Raw genomic sequence first — 23,000 nt, forward strand, 5'->3', positions numbered from 1 at the left:
GATGCGCCGGAAGGACAGGCCGTGGACTTCACCTTCAGCGAGGAGCAGCAGGCGGCGCTCGAAGCGGCCCGGGCCGCGTTCGCCCGGGTCGCACCGGACGACGTACCCAGTCCCGCACTCACCACGGGCGCCGTCGCCGACGACTTCGACCGCGCCCTGTGGAAGCGGCTCGCGGACGCCGACCTGCTGAGCCTGCTACTGGACCCCGAGCACGGCGGAGCGGGCCTCGACCCGATCGCCCTCTGCCTGGTACTGCGAGAGTCGGCGAAGGTCCTGGCCCGCGTACCGCTGCTGGAGAGCACGGCCGCTGCCAGGACCCTCCAGGCCTACGGCAGCCCGGAGTTGAAGGCGGACATGCTCGCCCGGGCAGGTCGGGGAGAACAGGTCCTCACCGTCGCCGCACACGGCCGCACCGGCCACGACCCGGCCGAACTCGCCGTGGTCGCACACAAGGACACGGACGGCACCTGGGTGCTGGACGGAATCCACACAGCGGTCCCCTGGGCGTACAACGCCGACGCCGTCCTCCTGCCCGCACACACCGACGACACCGGCCGAGCGGTCCTCGCCCTGGTGCCACGGCTGCACGAAGGCGTCGTACTGGCCGAACAGTTCTCCACCACGGGGGAACGGCTCGCGGAACTACGGCTCGAATCCGCGCGGCTCGCACCGCACCACATGATCGACACCGAAGAGGCCTGGGAGTCGCTGCGACTGCTGCTCACCACCGGGACGTGCGCGCTCGCGCTCGGCCTCGGCGAAACCGTGCTGGAGATGACAAGCACGTACACGGGCAGGCGCGAGCAGTTCGGCCGCCCGGTCGCCACATTCCAGGCTGTCGCCGTACAGGCCGCCGACCGGTACATCGACCTGCGCGCCATGGAAGCCACACTGTGGCAGGCGGCATGGCGGATCAGCTCCGGGGCGGCGGGTGCGCTGCCGGCGTCGGCGGACGTGGCGGTCGCGAAGATCTGGGCATCCGAGGGCGTACGGCGGGTGGTGCAGACCGCCCAGCACCTGCACGGAGGCTTCGGCGCCGACACCGACTACCCACTGCACCGCTACCACGCGTGGGCCAAGCACCTGGAACTCTCGCTCGGCCCGGCGGCCGCCCACGAGGAAGCACTCGGCGACCTGCTCGCGGCACATCCGCTGGGATGAGCCGCGGCACACTCCGGCGCGGGCCGCAGGCCCGATCTACAGCACGAAGCCCGACTCTCCCTCGGCGTCCACAAGGGGACGGCCCGCGGCCGCCCAGACCTGCATACCGCCGTCGACGTTCACCGCGTCGACGCCCTGCTGGACCAGGTACATCGCGACCTGAGCCGAACGGCCACCGGAGCGGCAGATCACATGGACCCTGCCGTCCTTAGGCGCCGCCTCCGTGAACTCTCCGTACCGTGCGACGAACTCGCTGAGGGGGATGTGCAGCGCCCCCTCGGCGTGACCCGCCTGCCACTCGTCGTCCTCACGGACGTCCAGCAGGAAGTCGCCGTCCTTGAGGTCCGTGACCTCGACCGTGGGCACACCAGCTCCGAAATGCATGCTTCGACGCTACCCGACGCCGGCCCAGGGCCGCCTCGGCCCCGACCGCCGGTACCGTGAGCGACCGGCCGTGCACAGCCGATCACCTCCCGGGCGCCGCCACAAGGCTGTTCGCGCGGCCGGTTCAGCCGCGCAGCGACTCCAGCTCGGCTTCCTTCTGCGCCACCTGGGCCAGCAGCTGTTCCGCGATGTCGTCGAGGAGACGGTCGGGATCGTCGGAAGCGATCCGGAGCATCGAGCCGATCGCGCTCTCCTCCAGCTCCCGAGCCACCAGCGTGAGCATCTCCTTGCGCTGCGAAAGCCACTCGAGGCGCGCATAGAGCTCCTCGCTGCGGCTCGGCCGGCGCTCCGGAGGGACGGGGCCGGCCGCCCACTCCGCGGACAGTTCCCGCAGCACGGCCTCGTCGCCGCGGGCGTAGGCGGCGTTGACCCGGGTGATGAACTCCTCACGCCGCTTGCGCTCGCCGTCGTCCTGGGCCAGATCGGGGTGAGCCTTGCGGGCGAGCTCACGGAAGAGCTTGCGGGCCTCCTCACTGGGGCGCACACGCTGCGGGGGCCGCACGGGCCGGTCCGTCAGCATGGCCTCCGCCTCCGGGAACAGCCCCTCCTCGGAGTCCAGCCAGCCGTGGAACAGTTCCTCCACGCCCGGCATCGGCATGACCTGGGCGCGCGCCTCCTGGGCCCGGCGAATGTCCTCGGGATCGCCGGTACGGGCCGCCCGCGTCTCCGCGATCTCCGCCTCCAGCTCGTCGAGGCGCGTGTACATCGGGCCGAGCTTCTGGTGGTGCAGCCGCGAGAAGTTCTCGACCTCGACCCGGAACGTCTCCACGGCGATCTCGAACTCGATCAACGCCTGCTCGGCAGCCCGCACGGCCCGCTCCAGCCGCTCCTCGGGCCGCGCACCGCCCTCGGCAGCGTCCTCACCTGGGCCCGCGGCCTCCCCGGATCCGGCGCCCTCGGCAACCGGCTCCTCGGCATCGGACAGCGACTGGCTCTGCTCGGCTTCGGGCGTCGTCACCGAACCAGCGTAAGACACGTCCGCGGGGGCGCTTCCCGCTCCGGTGAAGTCCTGGGCGTGGGGATCGGGACGTCCGAGGGTGCCCCGAGGCGCTTGGGGGGCCTCCCCCTCCCCCCTCCCTCCCCACCCCCCTCGAACTCAGACCCCCATCTCCCCCTGGATCCGCCCATCACGCACCGCCGCCACCAGTTCGTCGTGGTCCGCCTCCGTGCGGTCCGCATAGGCGACGGCGAACGTGGCGATCGCCTCGTCCAGTTCCTCGTTCTTGCCGCAGTAACCGGAGATCAGGCGCGGGTCGGCGCTGTGTGCGTGGGCGCGCGCCAGCAGCGCCCCGGTCATACGGGCGTAGTCGTCGACCTGGTCGGCGGCCAGTGCCGCCGGTTCGACGCTGCCCTTGCGGTTGCGGAACTGCCTCACCTGGTAAGGCCGTCCCTCGACCGTTGTCCAGCCGAGCAGGATGTCGCTGACGACCTGCATCCGCTTCTGGCCGAGGACGACCCGGCGGCCTTCGTGCTCCACCTCCGGCACCGGGTGGCCGGCCGTGGCCAGATGGGGGAGCAGGGCGGACGGACGGGCCTCCTTGACCTGAAGGATGAGCGGCTCGCCCCGGTGGTCGAGGAGCAGCACCACGTACGAGCGGGTGCCCACGCTGCCCGTGCCGACCACGCGGAACGCCACGTCGTGCACTGCGTACCGGGCCAGGAGCGGGAGGCGGTCCTCGGACAGTGTCGTCAGATACCCCTCGAGCGAGGACGCGACTGCCGCCGCCTCGGAGTCGGGTATGCGGCGCAGTACCGGCGGTGCGTCGACGAAGCGGCGGCCGCCGTCCTCGAGGGGTTCGGTGGCCTTCGCCGCGAACCGTCCGCTCGTGTTGTTCCGCGCCTTCTGCGACACCCGTTCCAGGGTGCCGAGGAGGTCGTGGGCGTCGGTGTGGGAGACCAGTTCCTCGTCGGCGATCGCGTTCCAGGCGTCGAGGACCGGGAGCCGGGCCAGGAGGCGCATGGTGCGGCGGTAGGCGCCCACGGCGTCGTGTGCGGCCGCCCGGCAGGCGTCCTCGTCGGCCCCGGCCTCGCGGCCGGCGAGGACGAGTGAGGTGGCGAGGCGCTTGAGGTCCCACTCCCAGGGGCCGTGCACCGTCTCGTCGAAGTCGTTCAGGTCGATGACCAGGCCGCCGCGTGCGTCTCCGTACAGGCCGAAGTTGGCCGCGTGTGCGTCGCCGCAGATCTGGGCGTTGATGCCCGTCATCGGGGTGCGCGCCAGGTCGTAGGCCATGAGGCCCGCCGAGCCGCGCAGGAAGGCGAAGGGTGTGGCGGCCATCCTGCCGACGCGTATCGGTGCGAGCTCGGGGATCCGGCCGCGGCTGGACTCCTGGACCGCGGTGAGCGCGTCGGGGCGGTCGGTGTCCACGGCCAGTTCGGCGTGTGAGCGGCGGCGGACGCGGGCGCGCAGAGCCTTGCCCTCTTCCTTGGGGGAGCCTTGTACCGGCCACCGCGCGAAGCCGCGCACCGGGGAGATCCTCGCCCGCTGCCGGGGCACCGCCACCCCGATCTCCGTTCCGACCTCGGTCATTCCGACCGCCTCCCCCGCTGGCCATGCTGCCGTTTGAACATCAACTGCGGACGACCGTACAGCCGGGGGGTGGGGAGGCGTCAGGCCCTGTGGACAAGTCGGTTGTTGTGGAAAACCCCGGTCGCTTCGGCATGTTCGGGCGGCCGACCGCGCCACGGCACTCCGGCCGTGCGACCGGGCTCCCGACGCCCTCGCCGCGCAGCCTCGTCCCCCGGTTCCGGCCGCGCAACCCGGCCCCCGAGCTTCGACCGTGCAACCCGGTCCCCTGACGCTGCGACCATCCGACCGGTCTCCCGACGGTCCGGCCATCCGACGGTCTCCCGACGTCCGGACCGCGCGAGCGGAAGTCCCTAAGGCCAAGCCGTGCGGCCGGAGGCCCCGTCCGTCCGGCATCAAGTCCTCGGAAAGTGCTCGCGACCACAGCCCGACCCGGGGTCGGAGAAACGACGGCCGCACGCACCGGACCCGACCACGGGGACATCAGCCCCCGCTACGAACGCACCACAAGGACATCGGTCCCCGCTCCGGACCCGACCCCTAGTACATCGGCCCTCGCCCGAACCGCCCGAGGGCGTCGGCCACACGCCCGGAGCCGAAGTCCGAATACCTGAGAGCTTCCTCACATCCTGGATCGCACCAGGCCGCACCCTCGGGGCCAGGAACGGCAAAACGGCCGCCATCGGGATCCGATGACGACCGTCTCATCTGGTGCGCGAGGGGGGAGTTGAACCCCCACGCCCTTGCGGGCACTGGAACCTGAATCCAGCGCGTCTGCCTATTCCGCCACCCGCGCATTGGGTGTGTCTTCCGGCTTCTGTCCTTGCGGCGCGGCGCCTTCTGACATCCAGAACATTAGCACGCTGGAGAGGGTGCGTTCACATCCCTTTCCCGGCCTCCCCGGGGGCCCACCACCGGTAACCCGGGCCCGACCAGCGATGACCCCGGGAGGCCGGCCGCGGTCCGGGGCCGAGCGAGCGGGACCCCGGCCGACCGGCCGGGACGGAGGCCCTCCGGCCGCGCCCCTGCCGCACCCGGTACGACGTCGTCGACGGGCGGAACGGACGGCGCGCGGCATCTGGGGCCGGATGTCCGGATCCGTTGCGGATCGCCGTCCTCCGCCCCCGGCCCGGAACCCGTCGCACAACGTCTCGACGTGTGCTTGTTCACGTATCAACCTCGTACCGGTCCAGCGCATCTACCCAGGAGACGGACAGGGTCCGCGGTCAGGTGCGGGACACTGGTCTGCGACCCCCTCTACGATCCATGCCAGGAATGCATGCGGGAAGTACGTGCAAGGAGTACGTCCGGGATGAGTTCGAAGGGGTCGTCGGCAGGGAACCCCCGTGGCGTCGACACCCGTCGACAGGGCCGACAGGGGGAACCAGCCGATTTTCCGGCGCGTGGATACGATCAGTAAGCAGTACCAGGTACGAAGCAGAACGCAGGACGACAGCAACGGAGGAGGTGCCCTGTGGGAGTCCTGAAGAAGTTCGAGCAGCGTCTCGAAGGTCTGGTCAACGGCACCTTCGCCAAGGTGTTCAAGTCCGAGGTCCAGCCTGTGGAGATCGCCGGAGCGCTCCAGCGGGAGTGCGACAACAACGCGACCATCTGGAACCGCGACCGGACCGTCGTACCCAACGACTTCATCGTGGAGCTGAGCACGCCGGACTTCGAGCGGCTCAGCCCCTACTCGGGGCAGCTCGGCGACGAGCTGGCCGGCATGGTGCGCGACTACGCCAAGCAGCAGCGCTACACGTTCATGGGACCCATCAAGGTCCATCTGGAGAAGGCGGACGACCTCGACACCGGTCTGTACCGGGTGCGCAGCCGCACGCTCGCCTCCTCCACGGACCAGCAGGGCCCGGCGGCCGCTCCTGCGGGCCGGCAGGCCCCCGGCGGCTACGGCTATCCGCCGGCCGCCGGCTCCCAGGGCGTCCCGCCGATGCCGTCCGCGCCGCCGCCCGGTGCCCGGCCCGCTGCCGCGCCGTACGGCCAGCGGCCGGCGGCCGCACCCACGGCGGGCGGGCGCACCCGCTACTGGATCGAGATCAACGGCGTCCGCCATCAGATCTCACGCCCGACGCTGGTGCTGGGCCGCAGCACCGAGGCCGACGTGCGGATCGACGACCCCGGCGTCTCGCGCCGGCACTGTGAGATCCGGACCGGAACGCCCTCGACGATCCAGGATCTCGGGTCCACCAACGGCATCGTGGTGGACGGGCAGCACACCACCCGCGCTACGCTCCGCGACGGCTCGCGGATCGTCGTGGGCAGCACCACCATCATTTACCGGCAAGCCGAAGGGTGAAGCGGGGGCAATGTCAGAGCTGACCCTCACGGTCATGCGGCTGGGTTTCCTGGCCGTACTGTGGCTGTTCGTGATCGTGGCCGTGCAGGTCATCCGCAGCGACCTGTTCGGCACGCGTGTCACACAGCGCGGCTCGCGCCGGGACAGCGGGCGGCCTCAGCAGGCCGCCCGTCAGACGGCGCCCCCGCCGCAGCGCCAGCAGCCGAGCGGCGGCCGCCAGCGCCGTGGTGCCCCCACGAAACTGGTGGTGTCCGAGGGCTCCCTCACGGGTACGACGGTCGCGCTGCAGGGCCAGACCATCACGCTCGGCCGTGCCCATGACAGCACCATCGTGCTGGACGACGACTACGCCTCGAGCCGGCACGCCAGGATCTATCCCGACCGGGACGGGCAGTGGATCGTCGAGGACCTCGGGTCCACGAACGGCACCTACCTCGACCGGACCCGGCTGACGACCCCCACACCGATTCCGCCGGGTGCGCCGATCCGCATCGGCAAGACCGTCATCGAGCTGCGGAAGTAGTACGACAATGAGCGAGCGGAGCGAGCACGCAGCGGTGGCCCACATCCCGGGCCCCGGCGCGCTCCCGACCGGAGGGTGGGCACCGTGCGGATGTACCCGGAGCCGACGGGCGAGGTGCGCATGAGTCTGTCACTGCGCTTCGCCGCCGGATCGCACAAAGGCATGATCCGCGAGGGCAACGAGGACTCCGGTTACGCGGGTCCGCGCCTGCTCGCGATCGCGGACGGGATGGGCGGCCAGGCGGCCGGCGAGGTCGCCTCCTCCGAGGTGATCTCCACCATCGTCCCGCTCGACGACGACATCCCCGGCTCCGACATCCTCACCTCGCTCGCCACCGCGGTACAGCGCGCCAACGACCAGTTGCGGGCGATGGTCGAGGAGGACCCCCAGCTCGAGGGCATGGGGACCACGCTGACCGCCCTGCTGTGGACAGGTCAGCGGCTGGGCCTCGTCCATGTCGGCGACTCCCGCGCGTACCTGCTGCGGGACGGTGTCCTGACGCAGATCACCCAGGACCACACCTGGGTGCAGCGGCTCGTGGACGAGGGCCGTATCACGGAGGAGGAGGCCACCACCCATCCGCAGCGCTCACTTCTGATGCGCGCGCTGGGCAGTGGCGACCACGTGGAGCCCGACCTGTCCATCCGTGAGGTGCGGGCGGGCGACCGGTATCTGATCTGCTCCGACGGGCTGTCCGGGGTCGTCTCCCACCAGACCATGGAGGAGACCCTCGCCAGCTACCAGGGCCCGCAGGAGACCGTGCAGGAGCTGATCCAGCTCGCGCTGCGCGGCGGCGGCCCGGACAACATCACGGTCATCGTGGCCGATGTCCTCGACCTGGACACCGGGGACACCCTCGCGGGTCAGCTGTCCGACACCCCGGTCGTGGTGGGCGCCGTCGCCGAGAACCAGAACCACCTGCACGACAACGGCATCATGCAGACGCCCGCCGGACGCGCCTCGGGCCTCGGCCGCCAGGTGCCCGGCCAGGGCGGCGGGGGCCAGTTCGGCCCGCCCGGGAGCGGTGACACCACCGGATACGTCCCGACGGGCAGCTTCGACGACTACAGCGACGAGGACTTCGTCAAGCCGCGCCGTGGACGCAGGTGGCTGAAGAGATCCTTCTTCACCGTGCTCGCGCTCGCCGTCATCGGCGGCGGGTGCTACGGCGCCTACCGGTGGACGCAGACGCAGTACTACGTCGGCGCCAACGGCGAGCATGTCGCGCTGTACCGCGGTATCAGCCAGGACCTGGCCTGGGTGTCGTTGTCGAAGGTGCAGAAGGACCACCCCGAGATCGAACTCAAGTACCTGCCCTCGTATCAGCAGAAGCAGGTCAAGGCGACCATCGCCGAGGGCGGTCTCCCGGCGGCGCAGTCGAAGGTCTCCGAGCTGGCCGTGCAGGCGTCGGCGTGCAAGAAGGAGAACGAGCGCCAGAAGGCCGAGGCCGAGAACCAGGCCAAGGCGGGCGGCGACGCCACGGGAACCACACAGACCTCGTTGACGTCCAAGGCCTCGCCGACCCCGAATCCCTCGGGTTCGACGTCCAAGACCCCAACCGCACCCACCCCCACACCCGGCCCCACCCTCTCGGAGGAAGAGCAGAAGGTCGTCTCACTGTGCGGAAAGCAGTAAGCAAGCCGTGAGGGGCCCTGTCACACCATGAGCAGCAGTACGAACACGACGACGCACCACACGTCCACGATCGGCTCGATCGGCGCACCGAGCCGGCGCAACACCGAGCTGGCGCTGCTGGTGTTCGCCGTCGCCATCCCGGTGTTCGCCTACGCCAACGTGGGCCTGGCCATCAACGGTTCGGTCCCGGCCGGACTCCTCAGTTACGGCCTCGGCCTCGGTCTGCTGGCGGGCGTCGGCCATCTGGTCGTCCGCAAGTTCGCGCCGTACGCGGACCCGTTGCTGCTGCCGCTGGCGACGCTGCTGAACGGGCTCGGTCTGGTCGTCATCTGGCGGCTCGACCAGTCCAAGCTTCTGCAGTCCATCCATGTGGCGGGCGGCAAGGCGACCAACCAGCTGCTGTACACGGCGATGGGCATCGCGCTGTTCGTGATGGTGCTGGTCTTCCTGAAGGACCACCGCACTCTGCAGCGCTACACCTATATCTCCATGGTCGCCGCGCTGTTCCTGCTGCTGCTCCCGCTGGTGCCGGGTCTGGGCCTGAACGTCTACGGCGCCAAGATCTGGATCTCGGTCGGTGGCTTCACCATCCAGCCCGGTGAGTTCGCCAAGATCGTGCTGGCGGTGTTCTTCGCCGGCTATCTGATGGTCAAGCGGGACGCGCTCGCCCTGGCCAGCCGCCGCTTCATGGGCCTGTACCTGCCGCGCGGCCGCGACCTGGGCCCGATCCTCGTGGTCTGGGCGATCTCGATCCTGATCCTGGTCTTCGAGACCGACCTCGGTACGTCGCTGCTGTTCTTCGGAATGTTCGTCATCATGCTGTACGTCGCCACCGAGCGGACGAGCTGGATCGTCTTCGGTCTGCTGATGTCCGCGGCCGGCGCCGTGGGTGTGGCGAGCTTCGAACCGCACGTGAAGATGCGTGTCCAGGCCTGGCTCAACCCGATGGGGGAGTACGCGCTCAGCCGCAAGGGCGTGGGCGGTCACTCCGAGCAGGCCATGCAGGCCCTGTGGGCATTCGGCTCCGGCGGCACTCTCGGCACCGGCCTGGGCCAGGGCCACTCCGAGCTGATCCGGTTCGCCGCCAACTCCGACTTCATCCTCGCCACGTTCGGCGAGGAGCTGGGCCTGGCCGGCATCATGGCGATCCTGCTGATCTACGGGCTGATCGTGGAGCGCGGCGTGCGCACCGCCCTCGCCGCCCGCGACCCGTTCGGCAAGCTGCTCGCCGTCGGTCTGTCGGGCGCCTTCGCGCTCCAGGTCTTCGTCGTCGCGGGCGGTGTCATGGGCCTCATCCCGCTGACCGGTATGACGATGCCGTTCCTCGCGTACGGCGGTTCGTCCGTCATCGCCAACTGGGCGTTGATCGGCATTCTGATCCGTATCAGCGACACCGCGCGCCGTCCGGCCCCGTCCCCCGCTCCGAACCCCGACGCCGAGATGACCCAGGTGGTCCGACCGTGAACAAGCCCCTGCGCCGGATCGCGATCTTCTGCGGGCTCCTCGTCCTCGCGCTGCTCGTCCGCGACAACTGGCTCCAGTACGTCCAGGCCGACACGCTGCGCAGCGACACGGAGAACCGCCGTGTGCTGATCGCCCGGTACTCGACGCCGCGCGGCGACATCATCGTCGACGGAAACCCGATCACCGGGTCCAAGAAGACACCCACCGACAGCCTGAACGACTTCGCCTACAAGCGCACGTACAAGGACGGCGCGATGTGGGCGCCGGTCACCGGGTTCGCCTCCCAGGCGTTCGGCGCCACGCAACTGGAGTCCGTCGAGGACGGCATCCTCACCGGCGACGACGACCGGCTCTTCTTCCGCAACACCCTCGACATGCTGACGGGCAAGCCCAAGCAGGGCGGCAATGTCGTCACCACACTGAACGCCGCCGCGCAGAAGGCCGCCTACGACGGTCTGAAGAATGTCGGCGGCAAGGGCGCGGCGGTGGCGCTCGACCCGCAGACCGGCGCGATCCTGGCGCTGGCGTCCTACCCCTCGTACGACCCGTCGTCCTTCGCGGGCAACTCCACGTCGATCGACTCCAAGGCCTGGACGGCACTGCAGAAGAAGAACAACCCGAGCGACCCGATGCTGAACCGGGCGCTGCGCGAGACCTACCCGCCGGGCTCCACCTTCAAGGTGGTCACCGCGGCGGCCGCGCTGGAGAACGGGCTGTACAACAGCGCCGACCAGAACACCGACTCGCCGCTGCCGTACATCCTCCCGAACACCCAGACCGAGCTGAAGAACGAGGGGAACATCCCCTGCAAGAACGCGACCATGCGCGTCGCGCTGCAGTTCTCCTGCAACACGGTCTTCGGCAAGATCGGCGCCGACCTCGGCAAGGACAAGATGCTGGAGGAGGCGAAGAAGTTCGGCTTCGACTCCGAGCAGTTCACGCCGGTGCGCGCCAACGCCTCCAACTTCCCCGACAAGATGGACCGGCCGCAGACCGCGCTCAGCTCGATCGGCCAGTTCGAGACCGCCGCGACCCCGCTGCAGATGGCGATGGTCGCCTCGGCGGTCGCCAACGACGGCAAGCTGATGAAGCCGTACATGGTCGACAAGCTGGAGGCCTCGAGCCTCGATACCCTCACCCAGACTCAGCCGGAGGAGCTCAGCCGGCCGCTGTCCGAGAAGAACGCCCAGGTCCTGCAGTCGATGATGGAGACGGTCGTCCAGAAGGGCACGGGTACGAACGCGCAGCTCCCGGGCGTGACCGTGGGCGGCAAGACCGGTACCGCGCAGCACGGTCTGAACAACAGCGAGAAGCCGTACGCCTGGTTCATCTCGTACGCCAAGCTCCCCGACGGCAGCTCACCGGTGGCGGTCGCGGTGGTGGTCGAGGACGACAAGGCCAACCGTGACGACATCTCCGGTGGCGGCCTCGCCGCTCCCATCGCGAAGAACGTCATGGAGGCGGTCGTCAAGAGCAAGAAGTGACCCCCGTCACGTTCCCTTCACATCGGTGCACGTTGCGATACCGGTCCTGTATCGGGTGGCGGATGTGGCCAGGTCACGCAGAGCGAGCCGGGTACCGTATGCCCGGACAGCACACCGCCGGATCACACGCGGGTGTGGTCGGGATCGACGGAGAGGGCTGGTAGGAAGCTATGGAAGAGCCGCGTCGCCTCGGCGGCCGGTACGAGCTGGGCCAGGTGCTCGGCCGTGGTGGCATGGCCGAGGTCTACCTCGCGCACGACACCAGGCTGGGTCGCACCGTGGCGGTGAAGACGCTGCGGGCGGACCTCGCACGTGATCCGTCGTTCCAGGCCCGGTTCCGCCGGGAGGCCCAGTCGGCCGCCTCACTCAACCATCCCGCGATCGTCGCGGTGTACGACACGGGCGAGGACTACATCGACGGGGTCTCCATCCCGTACATCGTGATGGAGTACGTCGACGGGTCCACTCTGCGTGAGCTTCTTCACAGCGGCCGCAAGCTGCTGCCGGAGCGGGCCATGGAGATGACCATCGGCATCCTCCAGGGCCTCGAGTACGCCCACCGCAGCGGCATCGTCCACCGCGACATCAAGCCCGCGAACGTCATGCTGACGCGCAACGGCCAGGTCAAGGTCATGGACTTCGGTATCGCCCGCGCCATGGGCGACTCCGGTATGACGATGACGCAGACGGCCGCGGTGATCGGCACGGCCCAGTACCTCTCGCCGGAGCAGGCGAAGGGCGAGCAGGTCGACGCGCGATCGGACCTGTATTCGACCGGTTGTCTGCTGTACGAGCTTCTGACGGTGCGGCCCCCGTTCGTGGGCGACTCGCCGGTCGCGGTCGCCTACCAGCACGTCCGCGAGGAGCCGCAGCCGCCGAGCATCTTCGACCCCGAGATCACGCCCTCGATGGACGCGATCGTGCTCCGGGCGCTCGTCAAGGACCCGGACTACCGGTACCAGAGCGCCGACGAGATGCGCGCCGACATCGAGGCCTGTCTCGACGGCCAGCCGGTCGCGGCCACGGCGGCCATGGGTTCCGTCGGCTACGGCGGCTACCACGACGACCAGGCCACGACGGCCCTGCGTGCGGACTCCGGTGCCGGCGCCACCACGATGCTCCCGCCGCAGAACCCCGACGACGGCGGCTTCGGCTACGACGAACGTCCGGACCGCCGCCGCCAGAAGAAGTCGAACACCTCGACGATCCTGCTGGTCGTCGCGGGTGTGCTGGTGCTGATCGGCGCGATCCTCATCGGCAAGTGGATGTTCAGCGGCAACGGGGGCGTGGGCAACGACAAGGTCCCCGTGCCCAACTTCGTCGGCCAGACCAAGGCCGACGCGCAGCAGCTCGGCGACAACGCCACCCTGAAGTTGACCTTCAAGCAGCAGCCCTGCGAGGACCAGAAGAAGGGCAACATCTGCAGCCAGGACCCGACCGCGAACACGGAGGTCAAGAAGGACTCCACGGTCAACCTGGTGGTCTCCACGGGCGCGCCCAAGGTGACGGTGCCGGACGTCGTCGGCCAGAACGTCAACGACGTCACGACGGAGCTCGAGGGCGACGACTACCAGTTCAAGGTCGAGACCAAGAACAAGGAGTCCGCCCAGGAGGCGGGCACCGTCCTGGAGACCGACCCGAAGTTCGGGCAGAAGGTCGAGAAGGGCAGCACGATCACGCTGACGGTCGCCAAGGCCGTGGAGACGGTGACGGTGCCCGACGTGACCGGCCAGGGCTGCGACGCCGCCAAGCAGCAGATGCAGGCGAGCGGCCTGACGGGCAACTGCACCGAGGTGGACACCAACGACCCGAACCAGGCCGGCAAGGTCATCCAGACCTCCCCCGGCAAGAACGAGACGGTCAAGAAGGGCTCCACGGTCACCATCCAGATCGGCAAGCAGGCCCAGCAGGCGACCGTCCCGCCCAACATCCAGGGGCAGAAGCTCAAGGACGTCCGAGGGATGCTGCAGCAGGCGGGCCTCCAGGTCGGCAACATCACCGGCTCCCAGGACGACAACGCCACCGTCATCGGGTCGAACCCGACGCCGGGCTCCCAGGTCGCCCCGAACACCCCGGTGAACCTGTTCACCGCCGGTGGCGGCGGCGGTCCGGGCAACGGCGGTAACGACGGCGGCTCGAACTTCTTCGGCGGGGTCACCGGCCGAAGGAACTGACCCGCCCGCTGTCACGACGGAGCCCCGGCACCCTTGGAGGGTGCCGGGGCTCCGTCGTGATCCGGGGTCCGGGGAGAACCGCTCAGCCCAGTTCCTTCGGCGGCGTCCGCTCGCTGTCCACCTTCTGCACCCGCTCCAGCTCACCCCACACGACGTAGCGGTACTCCGAGGTGTAGACGGGGGTGCACGTCGTCAGGGTGATGTAGTGGCCGGGCTTGGTGACGCCCGCCTGCTTGGGGACCTGGGTGAGGACCTTCACGTTGTACTTCGACGTCTGCGGGAGGATCGCGAAGACCTTGTAGACGTACCAGTCGTCCTTCGTCTCGAAGACGACCGGGTCGCCCTCGCGCACCTTGTCGATGTTGTGGAACTTCGCCCCGTGCCCGTCGCGGTGCGCGGCCAGCGAGAAGTTGCCCGTCTTGCCCGACATCGGCAGCGTCGCCTTGACGGGGTCCACGTAGTAGCCGGCCACACCGTCGTTGAGCACGTCCGTCGACGTGCCCTTCTCGACCAGCACATCGCCGTTCTTCATCGACGGCACGTGCAGGAAGCCGATGCCGCCCTTGGTGTCCAGCGCGCCCGGCCCGGGGTCCTTTTCGGCCGCCCAGTGGTCACGCACCTTGTCGGCCTCGTGGTGTGCCTTACGGTCCGCTATCACGTTCGTCCACCACAGGGAGTAGACGACGAACAGAGCGAGCACCAGGCCGGCCGTGATGAGCAGTTCGCCGAAGACACTGACAACCGTCGCGACAGGTCCGCGCCCGCGGGGCCGCGCCCGGGAGGGGGAGTCGGAGCCCGGCGACGGCGCGCCGGTCTGCTCGTCCTGGTCGGTCGTCACTCCCACTGCATCTGCCCCGTCTGTTCCAGGTGCCTACGAGTTCGCGTGTCCGTGCGCCCTACGAGATGAGCGCGTCCGGCTTGCCCTTGCTGCGCGGCCGTTCCTCGACCATCTTGCCCCAGACGATCATCCGGTATGTGCTGGTGAATTCCGGAGTGCAGGTGGTCAGCGTGATGTAGCGGCCGGGCGCGGTGAAGCCGGAGCCCTTGGGTATCGCGTCGAGCACGCTCGTGTTGGAGGGAGACGTCGTCGGCAGGATCGAGGTCATCTTGTAGACGAAGTACTTGTCCTGCGTCTCCACCACGATCGGGTCGCCGGGCTTGAGGCGGTTGATGTACCGGAACGGCTCGCCGTGGGTGTTCCGGTGGCCCGCGAGCCCGAAGTTGCCCGTCTTGGCGTCCGGCATCGCCGTCTTCAGGGTGCCCTCTCCGTAGTGCCCGACCATGCCCTTGTCGAGCACCTTCGTCTTGCTGGTGCCCTCGGCGATCGGAGCGACCACGTCCAGCTTGGGGATGTGCAGGATGGCGAAGCCCTGCCCGGGGGCGAACTCGCCCGGCTCCCGCCTGCCGTTCGCCCAGTCCTGCTGGAGATGCTTCGCGGCGCTTCCCGCCTCCTGGTGGGCCCGCACGTTCGACCACCACAGCTGGTACGTCACGAACAGCAGCATCACCACACCGGTCGTGATGAACAGCTCGCCGACCAGGCGGCTCACCAGGACCGTCCCGCTGGGCTTCTGGGCGCGTGCGGCCCGCCGGGCCTCCATGCGGGACCTGGGCGCCTCCGAGGCCGTCTCAGCGGCCTTCTCGGCCGTCTGGGGCCCGTTTCCGTGCCGCCCGTGCCTTCTGGCCGCCTTGCGCCGCGCCGCACGGCCTCCCGGCGCCGGTGCGGACGCCGTCGTGCTGTCGCGCTCCGCGGCCCGCCGTGCCGCCCCGACATCGGCCGCGCGCAGCGCGACGGTCTCGTCGTCCACGGGCGGCGTCATGGGCCGGGAACCGTCCCTGGCGGCCGGCGGGCCGTACGAGGAGGCGGGCGCGGGGTCGTCGTACGAGGGCAGGACCGCCGTCGCGTCGTACGGCTGCTGCTGCGCCTGCTGCGTCTGTCCGTACGACTGTTCCGCGGTCTGCCCCCCGCTGCCGTCACCGGGGTACTGGTAGCCGGACCACTCCTGCCCCTCGTGCCATGCACCGGTGCCCCCGTACGGCTGCTGCCCGTACGGGGCACCGGTGCCCCCGTACGGCTGCTGCCCGTACGGGGGTCCGGATTCGGCGGCGCCCTCGTACGGGGCGCCGCTCTCGCGCTCGGGGCGCAGTGCGGTCACGCCGTGGCCCTGCCCACCACCGGGGCCAGCCCCGCCGATCTCGCCACGGCGCCGCGGTCACCGCACTCGGCCAGCCAGTTGGCCAGCATCCGGTGGCCGTGTTCGGTCAGCACCGACTCGGGGTGGAACTGGACGCCCTCGACCGGAAGTTCGCGATGCCTGAGCCCCATGATGATCCCGTCGTGTGTGCGGGCCGTGACCTCCAGCTCGGCCGGCACGGTCGCCGGCTCGGCGGCCAGGGAGTGGTAGCGGGTCGCCGTGAAGGGAGAGGGCAGTCCGGCGAAGACGCCCTTGCCCTCGTGCTCGACCAGCGAGGTCTTGCCGTGCAGCAGTTCCGGCGCCCGGTCGACGACGCCTCCGTAGGCCACCTGCATCGACTGCATGCCCAGACAGACACCGAAGACGGGGACGCCGGTCGTGGTGCAGTGCCGCACCATCTCGACACAGACGCCCGCCTCCTCGGGGGTGCCAGGGCCGGGAGACAGCAGCACACCGTCGAAGCCGTCCTGCGCATGCGCGGCCGAGACCTCGTCGTTGCGCAGGACCTCGCACTCGGCGCCCAGCTGGTACAGGTACTGCACCAGGTTGAAGACGAAGCTGTCGTAGTTGTCGACGACGAGGATGCGCGCGCTCACTGGTTGTCCACCGTCACATCGTTGAAGGGCAGGAGCGGTTCGGCCCACGGGAAGATGTACTGGAAGAGGACGTAGACCACGGCCAGGACCAGCACGAGGGAGATCAGTGCCTTCAGCCATGCGTTGCCCGGCAGATGCCGCCAGATCCAGCCGTACATGCCGTCCCTTCCGTCTCACCACGGCACCAGACTCACGCCGTACGCCACCAGACTAACGGCGCAGAGCCCTCGGTTCTCCTGCCTCCACAGGCTGTGTGGAATCCAGGTGCGCCCAGACGATCAGCCGGTGACTGTGCCCCCATTCGGGATCGCACGTGGTCAGCGTCAGATACCGGCCCGGACGCGCATACCCCGACTTACGTGGCACGGGGTCGATGACTTCAACGTCCGTGGGGACGGTTTTGTAAGGGCCTTTGTCGATCCGATACGTGAACCAGGTTGATCCGTCGGTGAGGACGACCGCGTCGCCGGGGCGCAGCCGGGGGAAGTCCTTGAACGGGTCGCCGTAGGTGCGCCGGTGACCGGCGACCGCGAAGTTGCCCCGCTGGCCGAGCCGGGCGGTGCCCGCGTAGTGGCCGAGGCCCTTCTTCAGGGTGCCCACGGCCGTGTTCTCGAGCACCGGCTTGTTCCACGTGAAACCGAGCCGCGGGATGTACATGACGGCGAACGCCCGGCCCGGCACGTACGGCTTCGGCCCGGCGGGGCTCGCGGAGCCGTGGGGCGCGGCCGTCGGCGCCACGGTCCCCTTCGACCACTGCCGCTGCAGCCGGTCGATCTGGTCGTTCATCGCGCCGTCGGCCTTCACTCCGGTCCAGAACAGGATGTAGCCGACGAAGAGCACGATGAGGGTGCCGACGGTGATGCACAGTTCGCTGACGGCCCTGACGAGCGCGCGCACCGACACGGGTCCCCCAGCGGCCGCTGTTCCGGGCTTCTACTCCACGGGCTTCGCGTAGTGCAGATCCACTGTGCCCGAGTAGCCGGGAAGAGTCACCGTCCCGTCCTCGGTGACTTTCCAACCGAGTCCGTAGACGTTGACGTACACCATGTAGTTCTGGATAGCGGCCGAGTCGGCGAGCGCCTTCTGGAGCTTGTCCGAGTTCCCGATCGCGGTGATCTTGTACGGGGGCGAGTAGACACGGCCCTGGAGGATCAGGGTGTTGCCCACGCAGCGCACGGCGCTGGTGGAGATCAGCCGCTGGTCCATGACCTTGATCCCCCGGGCACCGCCCTGCCACAGCGCATTCACCACGGCCTGCAGATCCTGCTGGTGGATGACCAGGTAGTCGGGCTGGGGCGCGGGGTAGCCGGGGAGCTTGGCGGTCGCGTCGGGCGGGGCGTCGTTCAGGGTGACCGATACCGACTCGCCGGTCAGCCTCTGTGTGCCGGCGTTCTTCTCCAGCGCGCCGAGACGGGCCTCCTCGGCCTTGCTGCTGCCACCGCCGGTGCGCTTGGCCAGTACCTCGTTGCCGTCGCGCAGTGTGGCGTTGGACTCGTCGAGCAGACCGTTCTTGTGGCTGCGCTCGTGGATCAGGTCGGAGAGCTTCAGCAGCGAGGAGTCCGTGCGGATGTTGGTGCCCTTGGCCGTGTTGAAGCTCGTGATGAAAAGGAGCCCGGCGAGGGCGAAAACGCCCACGGTGAGCACCCGCGCGGGTCTCAGCCGGCGTGAGCGGGGCGGCGTGGTCCCCGTTTCCGGGGTTCCGTGACCCGCCTCATGGGAGTCGGCAGTATTGCTCAACGTACCCTTATCTCCTTCGGCGCCGCGGAAGCACTACGCTAACGGACGCCCGGGGGAGCGCTCGGTGTCCCCTTGTACGCTGCTCCGGAGCCCACCCCAGTACCCTGCGCGGCCACGCAGCGCATCGACAGGAGAGACCCTCGTGCCGAAGTCACGTATCCGCAAGAAGGCCGACTACACGCCGCCCCCGACCAAGCAGGCCACGGCCATCAAGATGAACAGCCGTGGCTGGGTCGCGCCGGTGATGCTGGCCATGTTCATCATCGGTCTCGCATGGATCGTGGTCTTCTACGTGACCGACGGCTCCCTGCCGATCCATGCGTTGCGCAACTGGAACATCGTGGTGGGCTTCGGCTTCATCGCGGCGGGGTTCGGCGTCTCCACGCAGTGGAAGTAGCGGCCCCGTACGGCTCGCCGCCGGCTCTGCCCATGGCTGTGCACTGAGTTATCCACAGCCTTGTCCACAGAGGCGGCAACCAGTGGAAAAAGAACGACGATCTGTGGATAACGCATCGAGCGTTGACACCGGTATGACGGAATCACTGGCCTCCGCAAAGATGTTCGCCCCCTGCCCCACCTGGGAAAACTCCGGTGGGTGACAGGGGGCGCATGCATGTCCCGCTGGATGCACAAGATCCACCACAGACTGTGGACAACGCTGGGTACAACCTCGGGCTACGGCCTGTGCACATCTGCCGTTCAGGTGAGCTGGGCGGTTCTCAGCACCGTCATGAGGACGACAGCGGCCAGCACCACGGCGCACACCCCGTACTGCACGAGGACACGCCGCTCACGCGGGGCGTGGACCATCGCGTAACCGACCACGACACCCCCGACGAGCCCGCCGATGTGGGCCTGCCAGGCGATGTTGCCCCACCCGAAGGTGAAGATCAGGTTGATCACCAGCAGCGCGATGACGGGGCGCATGTCGTAGCGGAGCCGGCGCATCAGCACGGCGGTGGCGCCGAAGAGCCCGAAGATCGCGCCGGAGGCGCCGAGTGAGGGCTGGTTCGCGTGGGCGAGCAGATAGGTGAGCGCGCTGCCGGCCAGCCCGGAGACGAAGTAGAGGGCGAGATAGCGGGCGCGGCCGAGGGCCGCCTCCAGCGGGCCGCCGATCCACCACAGGCTGAGCATGTTGAACAGGATGTGGATGTAGTTGACGTGCAGGAACATCGAGGTCAGCAGCCGGTACCACTGGCCCTCCGCGATGCCTTCGATCCCGCCGAGCAGCGGCACGTAGGCCCGGCCGAGCAGATCGAACCGGTCCGTGAAGCGATCACCGACCGACAGCTGAACCAGGAACAGGGCCAGATTGACGCCGATCAGCACCTTGGTGAGCAGCCGGGGGTCGGCGGTGACGGTGCCGCCCGCGAGCGTGCGCGGTGTCGAGGCCGCGGGTGCGTGCCCCGTGCCGGAACTGCTGCGCACACACTCCGGGCACTGGAAGCCGACCGAGGCGTTGACCATGCACTCCGGGCAGATCGGGCGCTCACAGCGGGTGCAGCGGATACCGGTCTCGCGGTCGGGGTGCCGGTAGCAGACGGGCAGCTCCCCGGATCCGTGCGGCTCCTGGTTCGGCGGGCCCTGCGGCGGGCTGCCTGGCGCCTGGTCCATCGGGTCCCTCACTCTCCGTACGACGGGGTGCCCCGCCCTTCCTTGTACGGACGGGCGGGGCGCTTTTGTTCCCTCGTGCGGTGTGCCCCGGGAGGGCTCAGCCCTCGCGGGACTGGACGACGACCGACTCGATGACGACGTCGTTGACCGGCCGGTCCGTGCGCGGGTTGGTCTGGGTGGTGGCGATGGTGTCCACGACCTTCTGGCTGGCCGCGTCGGTGACCTCGCCGAAGATGGTGTGCTTGCGGGTCAGCCAGGCCGTCGGGGAGACGGTGATGAAGAACTGCGAGCCGTTGGTGCCCGGCCCGGCGTTGGCCATGGCCAGCAGGTAGGGCTTGTCGAAGGCGAGGTCCGGGTGGAACTCGTCCTCGAACTGGTAGCCAGGGCCGCCGGTGCCGTTGCCCAGCGGGTCACCACCCTGGATCATGAACCCGCTGATCACCCGGTGGAAGACCGTGCCGTCGTAGAGCTTCTTCGTGGACTTCTCACCGGTCGCGGGGTGGGTCCACTCACGCTCGCCCTGGGCGAGCTCGACGAAGTTACGGACCGTCTTCGGCGCGTGGTTCGGCAGAAGCCGGACTTCGATGTCGCCGTGGTTGGTCTTCAAGGTGGCGTAAAGCTGCTCAGCCACGATCTGCCTTCCGTTGTCCTTTGTGACCCCCTGATCCTCGCACGGTACGCGTCCGGCGTCGTCGGGCCTCACCTCTACGCGAACATTCCCCGGTCGGTGTCGTGGCGGACCGGGGCCGAACGCCGGACCGCGCGGGTCGGCGGCCGCCTTCCGTGCTCCGGGCGCGCAGAAAACCGGTGGAGTACTGCCGTCGCGGGGGCGCAGCGCACCGATCCGTGGCATTGTCGTCGACAAGCTCCCGTTGCCCTGTATTCATCCGCTATCACGCGTGATCGGCCGAAATACACAATCGTCCCGATCACTTCCCGCCCGGAGGCGGACCGGACCGGCCTCCGTGGGCCGGATGACCCGGTTGCTCGTCCTCGCATGCCCGGGGGCTCTTCGGGAGGCATGATCCGTAAAAGGCGGGAAAGTCGAATTACCGTACGCCACCGAGGAGGAGGAACCCGTGACCCGCATCGACAGCGTGCGCGCCGCGACCGGTTCGGCGAAGGACAGCGTGCTGCATGCCGCGGAAGTGGTGGCGCCCTACGCCGACACGGCCAAGGACAAGGCAGCGCACTACGCACACGAGGCGCGCGTCCGACTCGCGCCCAGGGTGTCGCAGGCCGCCGAGCAGGCCCGCGTCCAGTACGACGCCCACCTCGCCCCACGCCTGGAACAGGCGCGCACCCATGTGCCACCCAAGGTGGACCAGGCCGCCCAGGATGCCGCCCTCTACACGCGCAAGGCTGCCCGGCAGGCAGCCGACTACTCCCGCCCCAGGATCGGCCAGGCGGTTGCCGCGGCGGGTCCCGCGCGGGAGGAGGCGGCGGCCCGTGGCGCGGCAGCGCTGGCCGCGCTGCGCGGTCAGGTCACGCCCCGGCAGATCGAGAAGCTGGTGCGCCGCCAACAGCGGCGGGCGAAGATGGGCCGCATCGCCAAGGGACTGGCGGTGCTGGCCGCCGTGGCCGGCGGAGCCTTCGCTGCCTGGAAGTGGTGGGACAAGCAGGCGAACCCCGACTGGCTGGTCGAACCGCCCGCCGCGACGGAGATGCCGCAGGGCGACCGTCTCTCCTCGGTGGACGGCAGCGGCCCGAGTGCACTGGATCCCGAGGTGCAGGCGAAGCAGGCCGAGGAGGACTCCGCGGGGAACGACGACGACCGCCACTGAACCCGCCTGGCGGGCAACCACACTGTGGGGCAGGAGACTTGCGAGTCTCCCGCCCCACAGTGCTGACCGGCCCGGGAACCGCGGGCCGGGAAGCAGGACGGGCGGCGTACGACCCCCTCCGCCACCGCCTGGAAGGCGGCCGTCCGGCCACATCAGGGCATCAGCGGCGACGCGGAGCCACGGGTTCCGGCGCGGCGTGATGTTTCACGTGGAACAGGAGGGGTTCACACTTTCCCCGCTCGATGACGTTTGCAACGCACCGAGTGTGGGAGTTCCGTGGAGACTTTGTTTACGGAATGCACCCTCCTGCTTACACATCTTTGGGCGCACTTGATCCTACAAGTCTGCCTATATCACCCCACACTGCCCTACGCACGGACCTGACACCCGGCCGGGGCCGTCCCGGGCAATGGACTGTTTCGACTGTTTGCGCAAAGGAATGCAACGGGTGCAAATCGTTCCGGATGGCACCGCTCACCACGAACGAAGGACCGGCCGACCGCCACAAGGGCGACCGACCGGTCCGAGGTGTGGAGCCTAGGGGAGTCGAACCCCTGACATCTGCCATGCAAAGACAGCGCTCTACCAACTGAGCTAAGGCCCCGAAGGAGCCACGTCCGGCCTGGGAACCAGGACCGGCGGGCGCTCCGCACCAGCGTACCCGGTCATCCCCTGCATCTCACAAAAAGATTGGGGGTCCCCGTGGGAGACCACCCTCCGTAAGATGCACCTCGTGGTTCGCTAGAGCGAACCGCCGTACTTGGGGAAGCGATGGGGAGACGCAATGGACGCCGCACAGCAGGAAGCCACCGCCAGAGCGCGGGAGCTGCAGCGGAACTGGTACGGAGAGCCGTTGGGGGCGCTCTTCCGTAAGCTCATCGAGGATCTCGGGCTCAACCAGGCTCGTCTGGCCGGTGTACTGGGACTGTCCGCTCCGATGTTGTCGCAGCTGATGAGCGGTCAGCGCGCCAAGATCGGCAATCCGGCGGTGGTTCAGCGGGTGCAGCTGCTGCAGGACCTGGCGGGGCAGGTCGCGGACGGCAGTGTGAGCGCCGCCGAGGCCACCGAGCGGATGGACGAGATCAAGAAGTCGCAGGGGGGCTCCGTGCTCAACAACAACACCACGCACACGACGAACAGTTCGGGCGTGCCCACGGTCAAGCGGGTCGTCCGTGAGATCCAGTCGCTGCTGCGCTCGGTGGCGGCGGCGGGAGACATCATCGAGGCGGCGGACACCCTCGCCCCGAGCCATCCGGAACTGGCAGAGTTCCTCCGGGTGTACGGCGCCGGCCGCACTTCCGACGCGGTCGCCCACTACCAGTCGCACCAGAGCTGAACCGACACCCGACCCGCC

At 69.1% G+C, this 23,000-nt stretch carries 21 protein-coding genes and 2 tRNA genes; 10 read left to right on the forward strand and 13 right to left on the reverse strand.

The features are described from left to right. Positions 1–21 precede the first annotated feature (21 nt). On the forward strand, positions 22–1,161 hold the full coding sequence (locus RCR19_RS18230; protein ID WP_331266121.1) for an acyl-CoA dehydrogenase family protein: 1,140 nt from the start codon (positions 22–24) through the stop codon (positions 1,159–1,161). 36 nt (positions 1,162–1,197) lie between these two features. Here RCR19_RS18230 and RCR19_RS18235 read toward each other — a convergent pair whose 3' ends face one another. The 4 genes from RCR19_RS18235 to RCR19_RS18250 all read right to left on the reverse strand — a co-directional run bounded on the left by RCR19_RS18235 (position 1,198) and on the right by RCR19_RS18250 (position 4,925). Continuing rightward, positions 1,198–1,527, reverse strand: coding sequence for a rhodanese-like domain-containing protein (locus RCR19_RS18235; protein ID WP_331269478.1), 330 nt, complete (start codon positions 1,525–1,527; stop codon positions 1,198–1,200). 142 nt (positions 1,528–1,669) lie between these two features. After that, complete coding sequence (locus RCR19_RS18240) at positions 1,670–2,563, reverse strand: hypothetical protein (protein WP_331266122.1); 894 nt, start codon at positions 2,561–2,563, stop codon at positions 1,670–1,672. Between the two features lie 138 nt (positions 2,564–2,701). Then, positions 2,702–4,132 carry a DUF2252 domain-containing protein gene (locus tag RCR19_RS18245; protein WP_331266123.1) on the reverse strand — a complete coding sequence of 477 codons (1,431 nt, stop codon included), beginning with the start codon at positions 4,130–4,132 and terminating at the stop codon, positions 2,702–2,704. Between the two features lie 706 nt (positions 4,133–4,838). After that, positions 4,839–4,925, reverse strand: a tRNA-Leu gene (locus RCR19_RS18250). A gap of 678 nt (positions 4,926–5,603) precedes the next feature. On the opposite strand from RCR19_RS18250, the gene RCR19_RS18255 reads away from it, so the two are divergent. The 6 genes from RCR19_RS18255 to pknB all read left to right on the forward strand — a co-directional run bounded on the left by RCR19_RS18255 (position 5,604) and on the right by pknB (position 13,720). Further along, the gene (locus RCR19_RS18255) at positions 5,604–6,440 is read left to right on the forward strand and encodes a DUF3662 and FHA domain-containing protein (RefSeq protein WP_059132304.1); all 837 of its coding nucleotides are present in this window, start codon (positions 5,604–5,606) and stop codon (positions 6,438–6,440) included. 10 nt (positions 6,441–6,450) lie between these two features. Continuing rightward, positions 6,451–6,963 (forward strand): FHA domain-containing protein, encoded by a 513-nt coding sequence (locus RCR19_RS18260; RefSeq protein ID WP_331266124.1) that lies wholly within the window; start codon positions 6,451–6,453, stop codon positions 6,961–6,963. A gap of 90 nt (positions 6,964–7,053) precedes the next feature. After that, positions 7,054–8,598 (forward strand): Stp1/IreP family PP2C-type Ser/Thr phosphatase, encoded by a 1,545-nt coding sequence (locus RCR19_RS18265; RefSeq protein WP_331269479.1) that lies wholly within the window; start codon positions 7,054–7,056, stop codon positions 8,596–8,598. 27 nt (positions 8,599–8,625) lie between these two features. Then, on the forward strand, positions 8,626–10,062 hold the full coding sequence (locus RCR19_RS18270; RefSeq protein WP_331266125.1) for an FtsW/RodA/SpoVE family cell cycle protein: 1,437 nt from the start codon (positions 8,626–8,628) through the stop codon (positions 10,060–10,062). Next, positions 10,059–11,546 (forward strand): penicillin-binding protein 2, encoded by a 1,488-nt coding sequence (locus tag RCR19_RS18275; protein ID WP_331266126.1) that lies wholly within the window; start codon positions 10,059–10,061, stop codon positions 11,544–11,546. Before RCR19_RS18270 ends, RCR19_RS18275 begins: the two co-directional genes overlap by 4 nt. Positions 11,547–11,716: 170 nt before the next feature. Then, positions 11,717–13,720 carry a Stk1 family PASTA domain-containing Ser/Thr kinase gene (pknB, locus tag RCR19_RS18280; RefSeq protein WP_331266127.1) on the forward strand — a complete coding sequence of 668 codons (2,004 nt, stop codon included), beginning with the start codon at positions 11,717–11,719 and terminating at the stop codon, positions 13,718–13,720. Positions 13,721–13,802: 82 nt separating this feature from the next. Here pknB and RCR19_RS18285 read toward each other — a convergent pair whose 3' ends face one another. Genes RCR19_RS18285 through RCR19_RS18310 form a run of 6 tightly spaced genes read right to left on the reverse strand, consistent with a single transcriptional unit; the run spans position 13,803 to position 18,248 of the window. After that, positions 13,803–14,564: a class E sortase gene (locus RCR19_RS18285; RefSeq protein WP_331266128.1), complete on the reverse strand. Its 762-nt coding sequence runs from the start codon at positions 14,562–14,564 to the stop codon at positions 13,803–13,805. Between the two features lie 52 nt (positions 14,565–14,616). Then, positions 14,617–15,876, reverse strand: coding sequence for a class E sortase (locus RCR19_RS18290; RefSeq protein WP_331266129.1), 1,260 nt, complete (start codon positions 15,874–15,876; stop codon positions 14,617–14,619). After that, positions 15,873–16,511: an aminodeoxychorismate/anthranilate synthase component II gene (locus RCR19_RS18295; protein WP_331266130.1), complete on the reverse strand. Its 639-nt coding sequence runs from the start codon at positions 16,509–16,511 to the stop codon at positions 15,873–15,875. The genes RCR19_RS18290 and RCR19_RS18295 overlap by 4 nt, the downstream gene beginning before the upstream one ends. Further along, positions 16,508–16,669: a hypothetical protein gene (locus RCR19_RS18300; protein WP_181923105.1), complete on the reverse strand. Its 162-nt coding sequence runs from the start codon at positions 16,667–16,669 to the stop codon at positions 16,508–16,510. The genes RCR19_RS18295 and RCR19_RS18300 overlap by 4 nt, the downstream gene beginning before the upstream one ends. A gap of 52 nt (positions 16,670–16,721) precedes the next feature. Further along, positions 16,722–17,408 carry a class E sortase gene (locus RCR19_RS18305; RefSeq protein ID WP_331266131.1) on the reverse strand — a complete coding sequence of 229 codons (687 nt, stop codon included), beginning with the start codon at positions 17,406–17,408 and terminating at the stop codon, positions 16,722–16,724. A 36-nt stretch (positions 17,409–17,444) separates the two neighbouring features. Next, positions 17,445–18,248, reverse strand: coding sequence for a DUF881 domain-containing protein (locus RCR19_RS18310; RefSeq protein WP_331266132.1), 804 nt, complete (start codon positions 18,246–18,248; stop codon positions 17,445–17,447). A gap of 142 nt (positions 18,249–18,390) precedes the next feature. On the opposite strand from RCR19_RS18310, the gene crgA reads away from it, so the two are divergent. Continuing rightward, positions 18,391–18,645, forward strand: coding sequence for a cell division protein CrgA (gene crgA / locus RCR19_RS18315; protein WP_059132294.1), 255 nt, complete (start codon positions 18,391–18,393; stop codon positions 18,643–18,645). Between the two features lie 302 nt (positions 18,646–18,947). Here the strand turns inward: crgA and RCR19_RS18320 are convergent, their stop codons facing one another. Together RCR19_RS18320 and RCR19_RS18325 are read right to left on the reverse strand one after the other, a co-directional pair. Next, positions 18,948–19,862, reverse strand: a complete 915-nt coding sequence (locus tag RCR19_RS18320; protein WP_331266133.1) for a rhomboid family intramembrane serine protease — start codon at positions 19,860–19,862, stop codon at positions 18,948–18,950. A 97-nt stretch (positions 19,863–19,959) separates the two neighbouring features. After that, positions 19,960–20,493 (reverse strand): peptidylprolyl isomerase, encoded by a 534-nt coding sequence (locus tag RCR19_RS18325; RefSeq protein ID WP_059132308.1) that lies wholly within the window; start codon positions 20,491–20,493, stop codon positions 19,960–19,962. A gap of 448 nt (positions 20,494–20,941) precedes the next feature. Here RCR19_RS18325 and RCR19_RS18330 point away from each other — a divergent pair, with 448 nt between their 5' ends. Next, on the forward strand, positions 20,942–21,646 hold the full coding sequence (locus tag RCR19_RS18330; RefSeq protein ID WP_331266134.1) for a DUF5324 family protein: 705 nt from the start codon (positions 20,942–20,944) through the stop codon (positions 21,644–21,646). Between the two features lie 531 nt (positions 21,647–22,177). On the opposite strand, the gene RCR19_RS18335 is transcribed toward RCR19_RS18330, so the two are convergent. Next, positions 22,178–22,250: transfer RNA gene (locus tag RCR19_RS18335), tRNA-Ala, on the reverse strand. Between the two features lie 180 nt (positions 22,251–22,430). On the opposite strand from RCR19_RS18335, the gene RCR19_RS18340 reads away from it, so the two are divergent. Continuing rightward, positions 22,431–22,982 (forward strand): DNA-binding protein, encoded by a 552-nt coding sequence (locus tag RCR19_RS18340; protein WP_331266135.1) that lies wholly within the window; start codon positions 22,431–22,433, stop codon positions 22,980–22,982. The last annotated feature ends 18 nt before the right edge of the window (positions 22,983–23,000 follow it).

Source organism: Streptomyces sp. WAC07094, assembly GCF_036320405.1.
GTDB classification, from domain to species: domain Bacteria; phylum Actinomycetota; class Actinomycetes; order Streptomycetales; family Streptomycetaceae; genus Streptomyces; species Streptomyces lannensis.

Coding starts and splice junctions, on each gene's coding strand:
- RCR19_RS18270 (WP_331266125.1), top strand. CDS start 8,626: ATGAGCAGCAGTACGAACACGACGACGCACCACACGTCCACGATCGGC.
- RCR19_RS18260 (WP_331266124.1), top strand. CDS start 6,451: ATGTCAGAGCTGACCCTCACGGTCATGCGGCTGGGTTTCCTGGCCGTA.
- RCR19_RS18265 (WP_331269479.1), top strand. CDS start 7,054: ATGTACCCGGAGCCGACGGGCGAGGTGCGCATGAGTCTGTCACTGCGC.
- RCR19_RS18300 (WP_181923105.1), bottom strand. CDS start 16,669: ATGTACGGCTGGATCTGGCGGCATCTGCCGGGCAACGCATGGCTGAAG.
- RCR19_RS18245 (WP_331266123.1), bottom strand. CDS start 4,132: ATGACCGAGGTCGGAACGGAGATCGGGGTGGCGGTGCCCCGGCAGCGG.
- pknB (WP_331266127.1), top strand. CDS start 11,717: ATGGAAGAGCCGCGTCGCCTCGGCGGCCGGTACGAGCTGGGCCAGGTG.
- RCR19_RS18320 (WP_331266133.1), bottom strand. CDS start 19,862: ATGGACCAGGCGCCAGGCAGCCCGCCGCAGGGCCCGCCGAACCAGGAG.
- RCR19_RS18340 (WP_331266135.1), top strand. CDS start 22,431: ATGGACGCCGCACAGCAGGAAGCCACCGCCAGAGCGCGGGAGCTGCAG.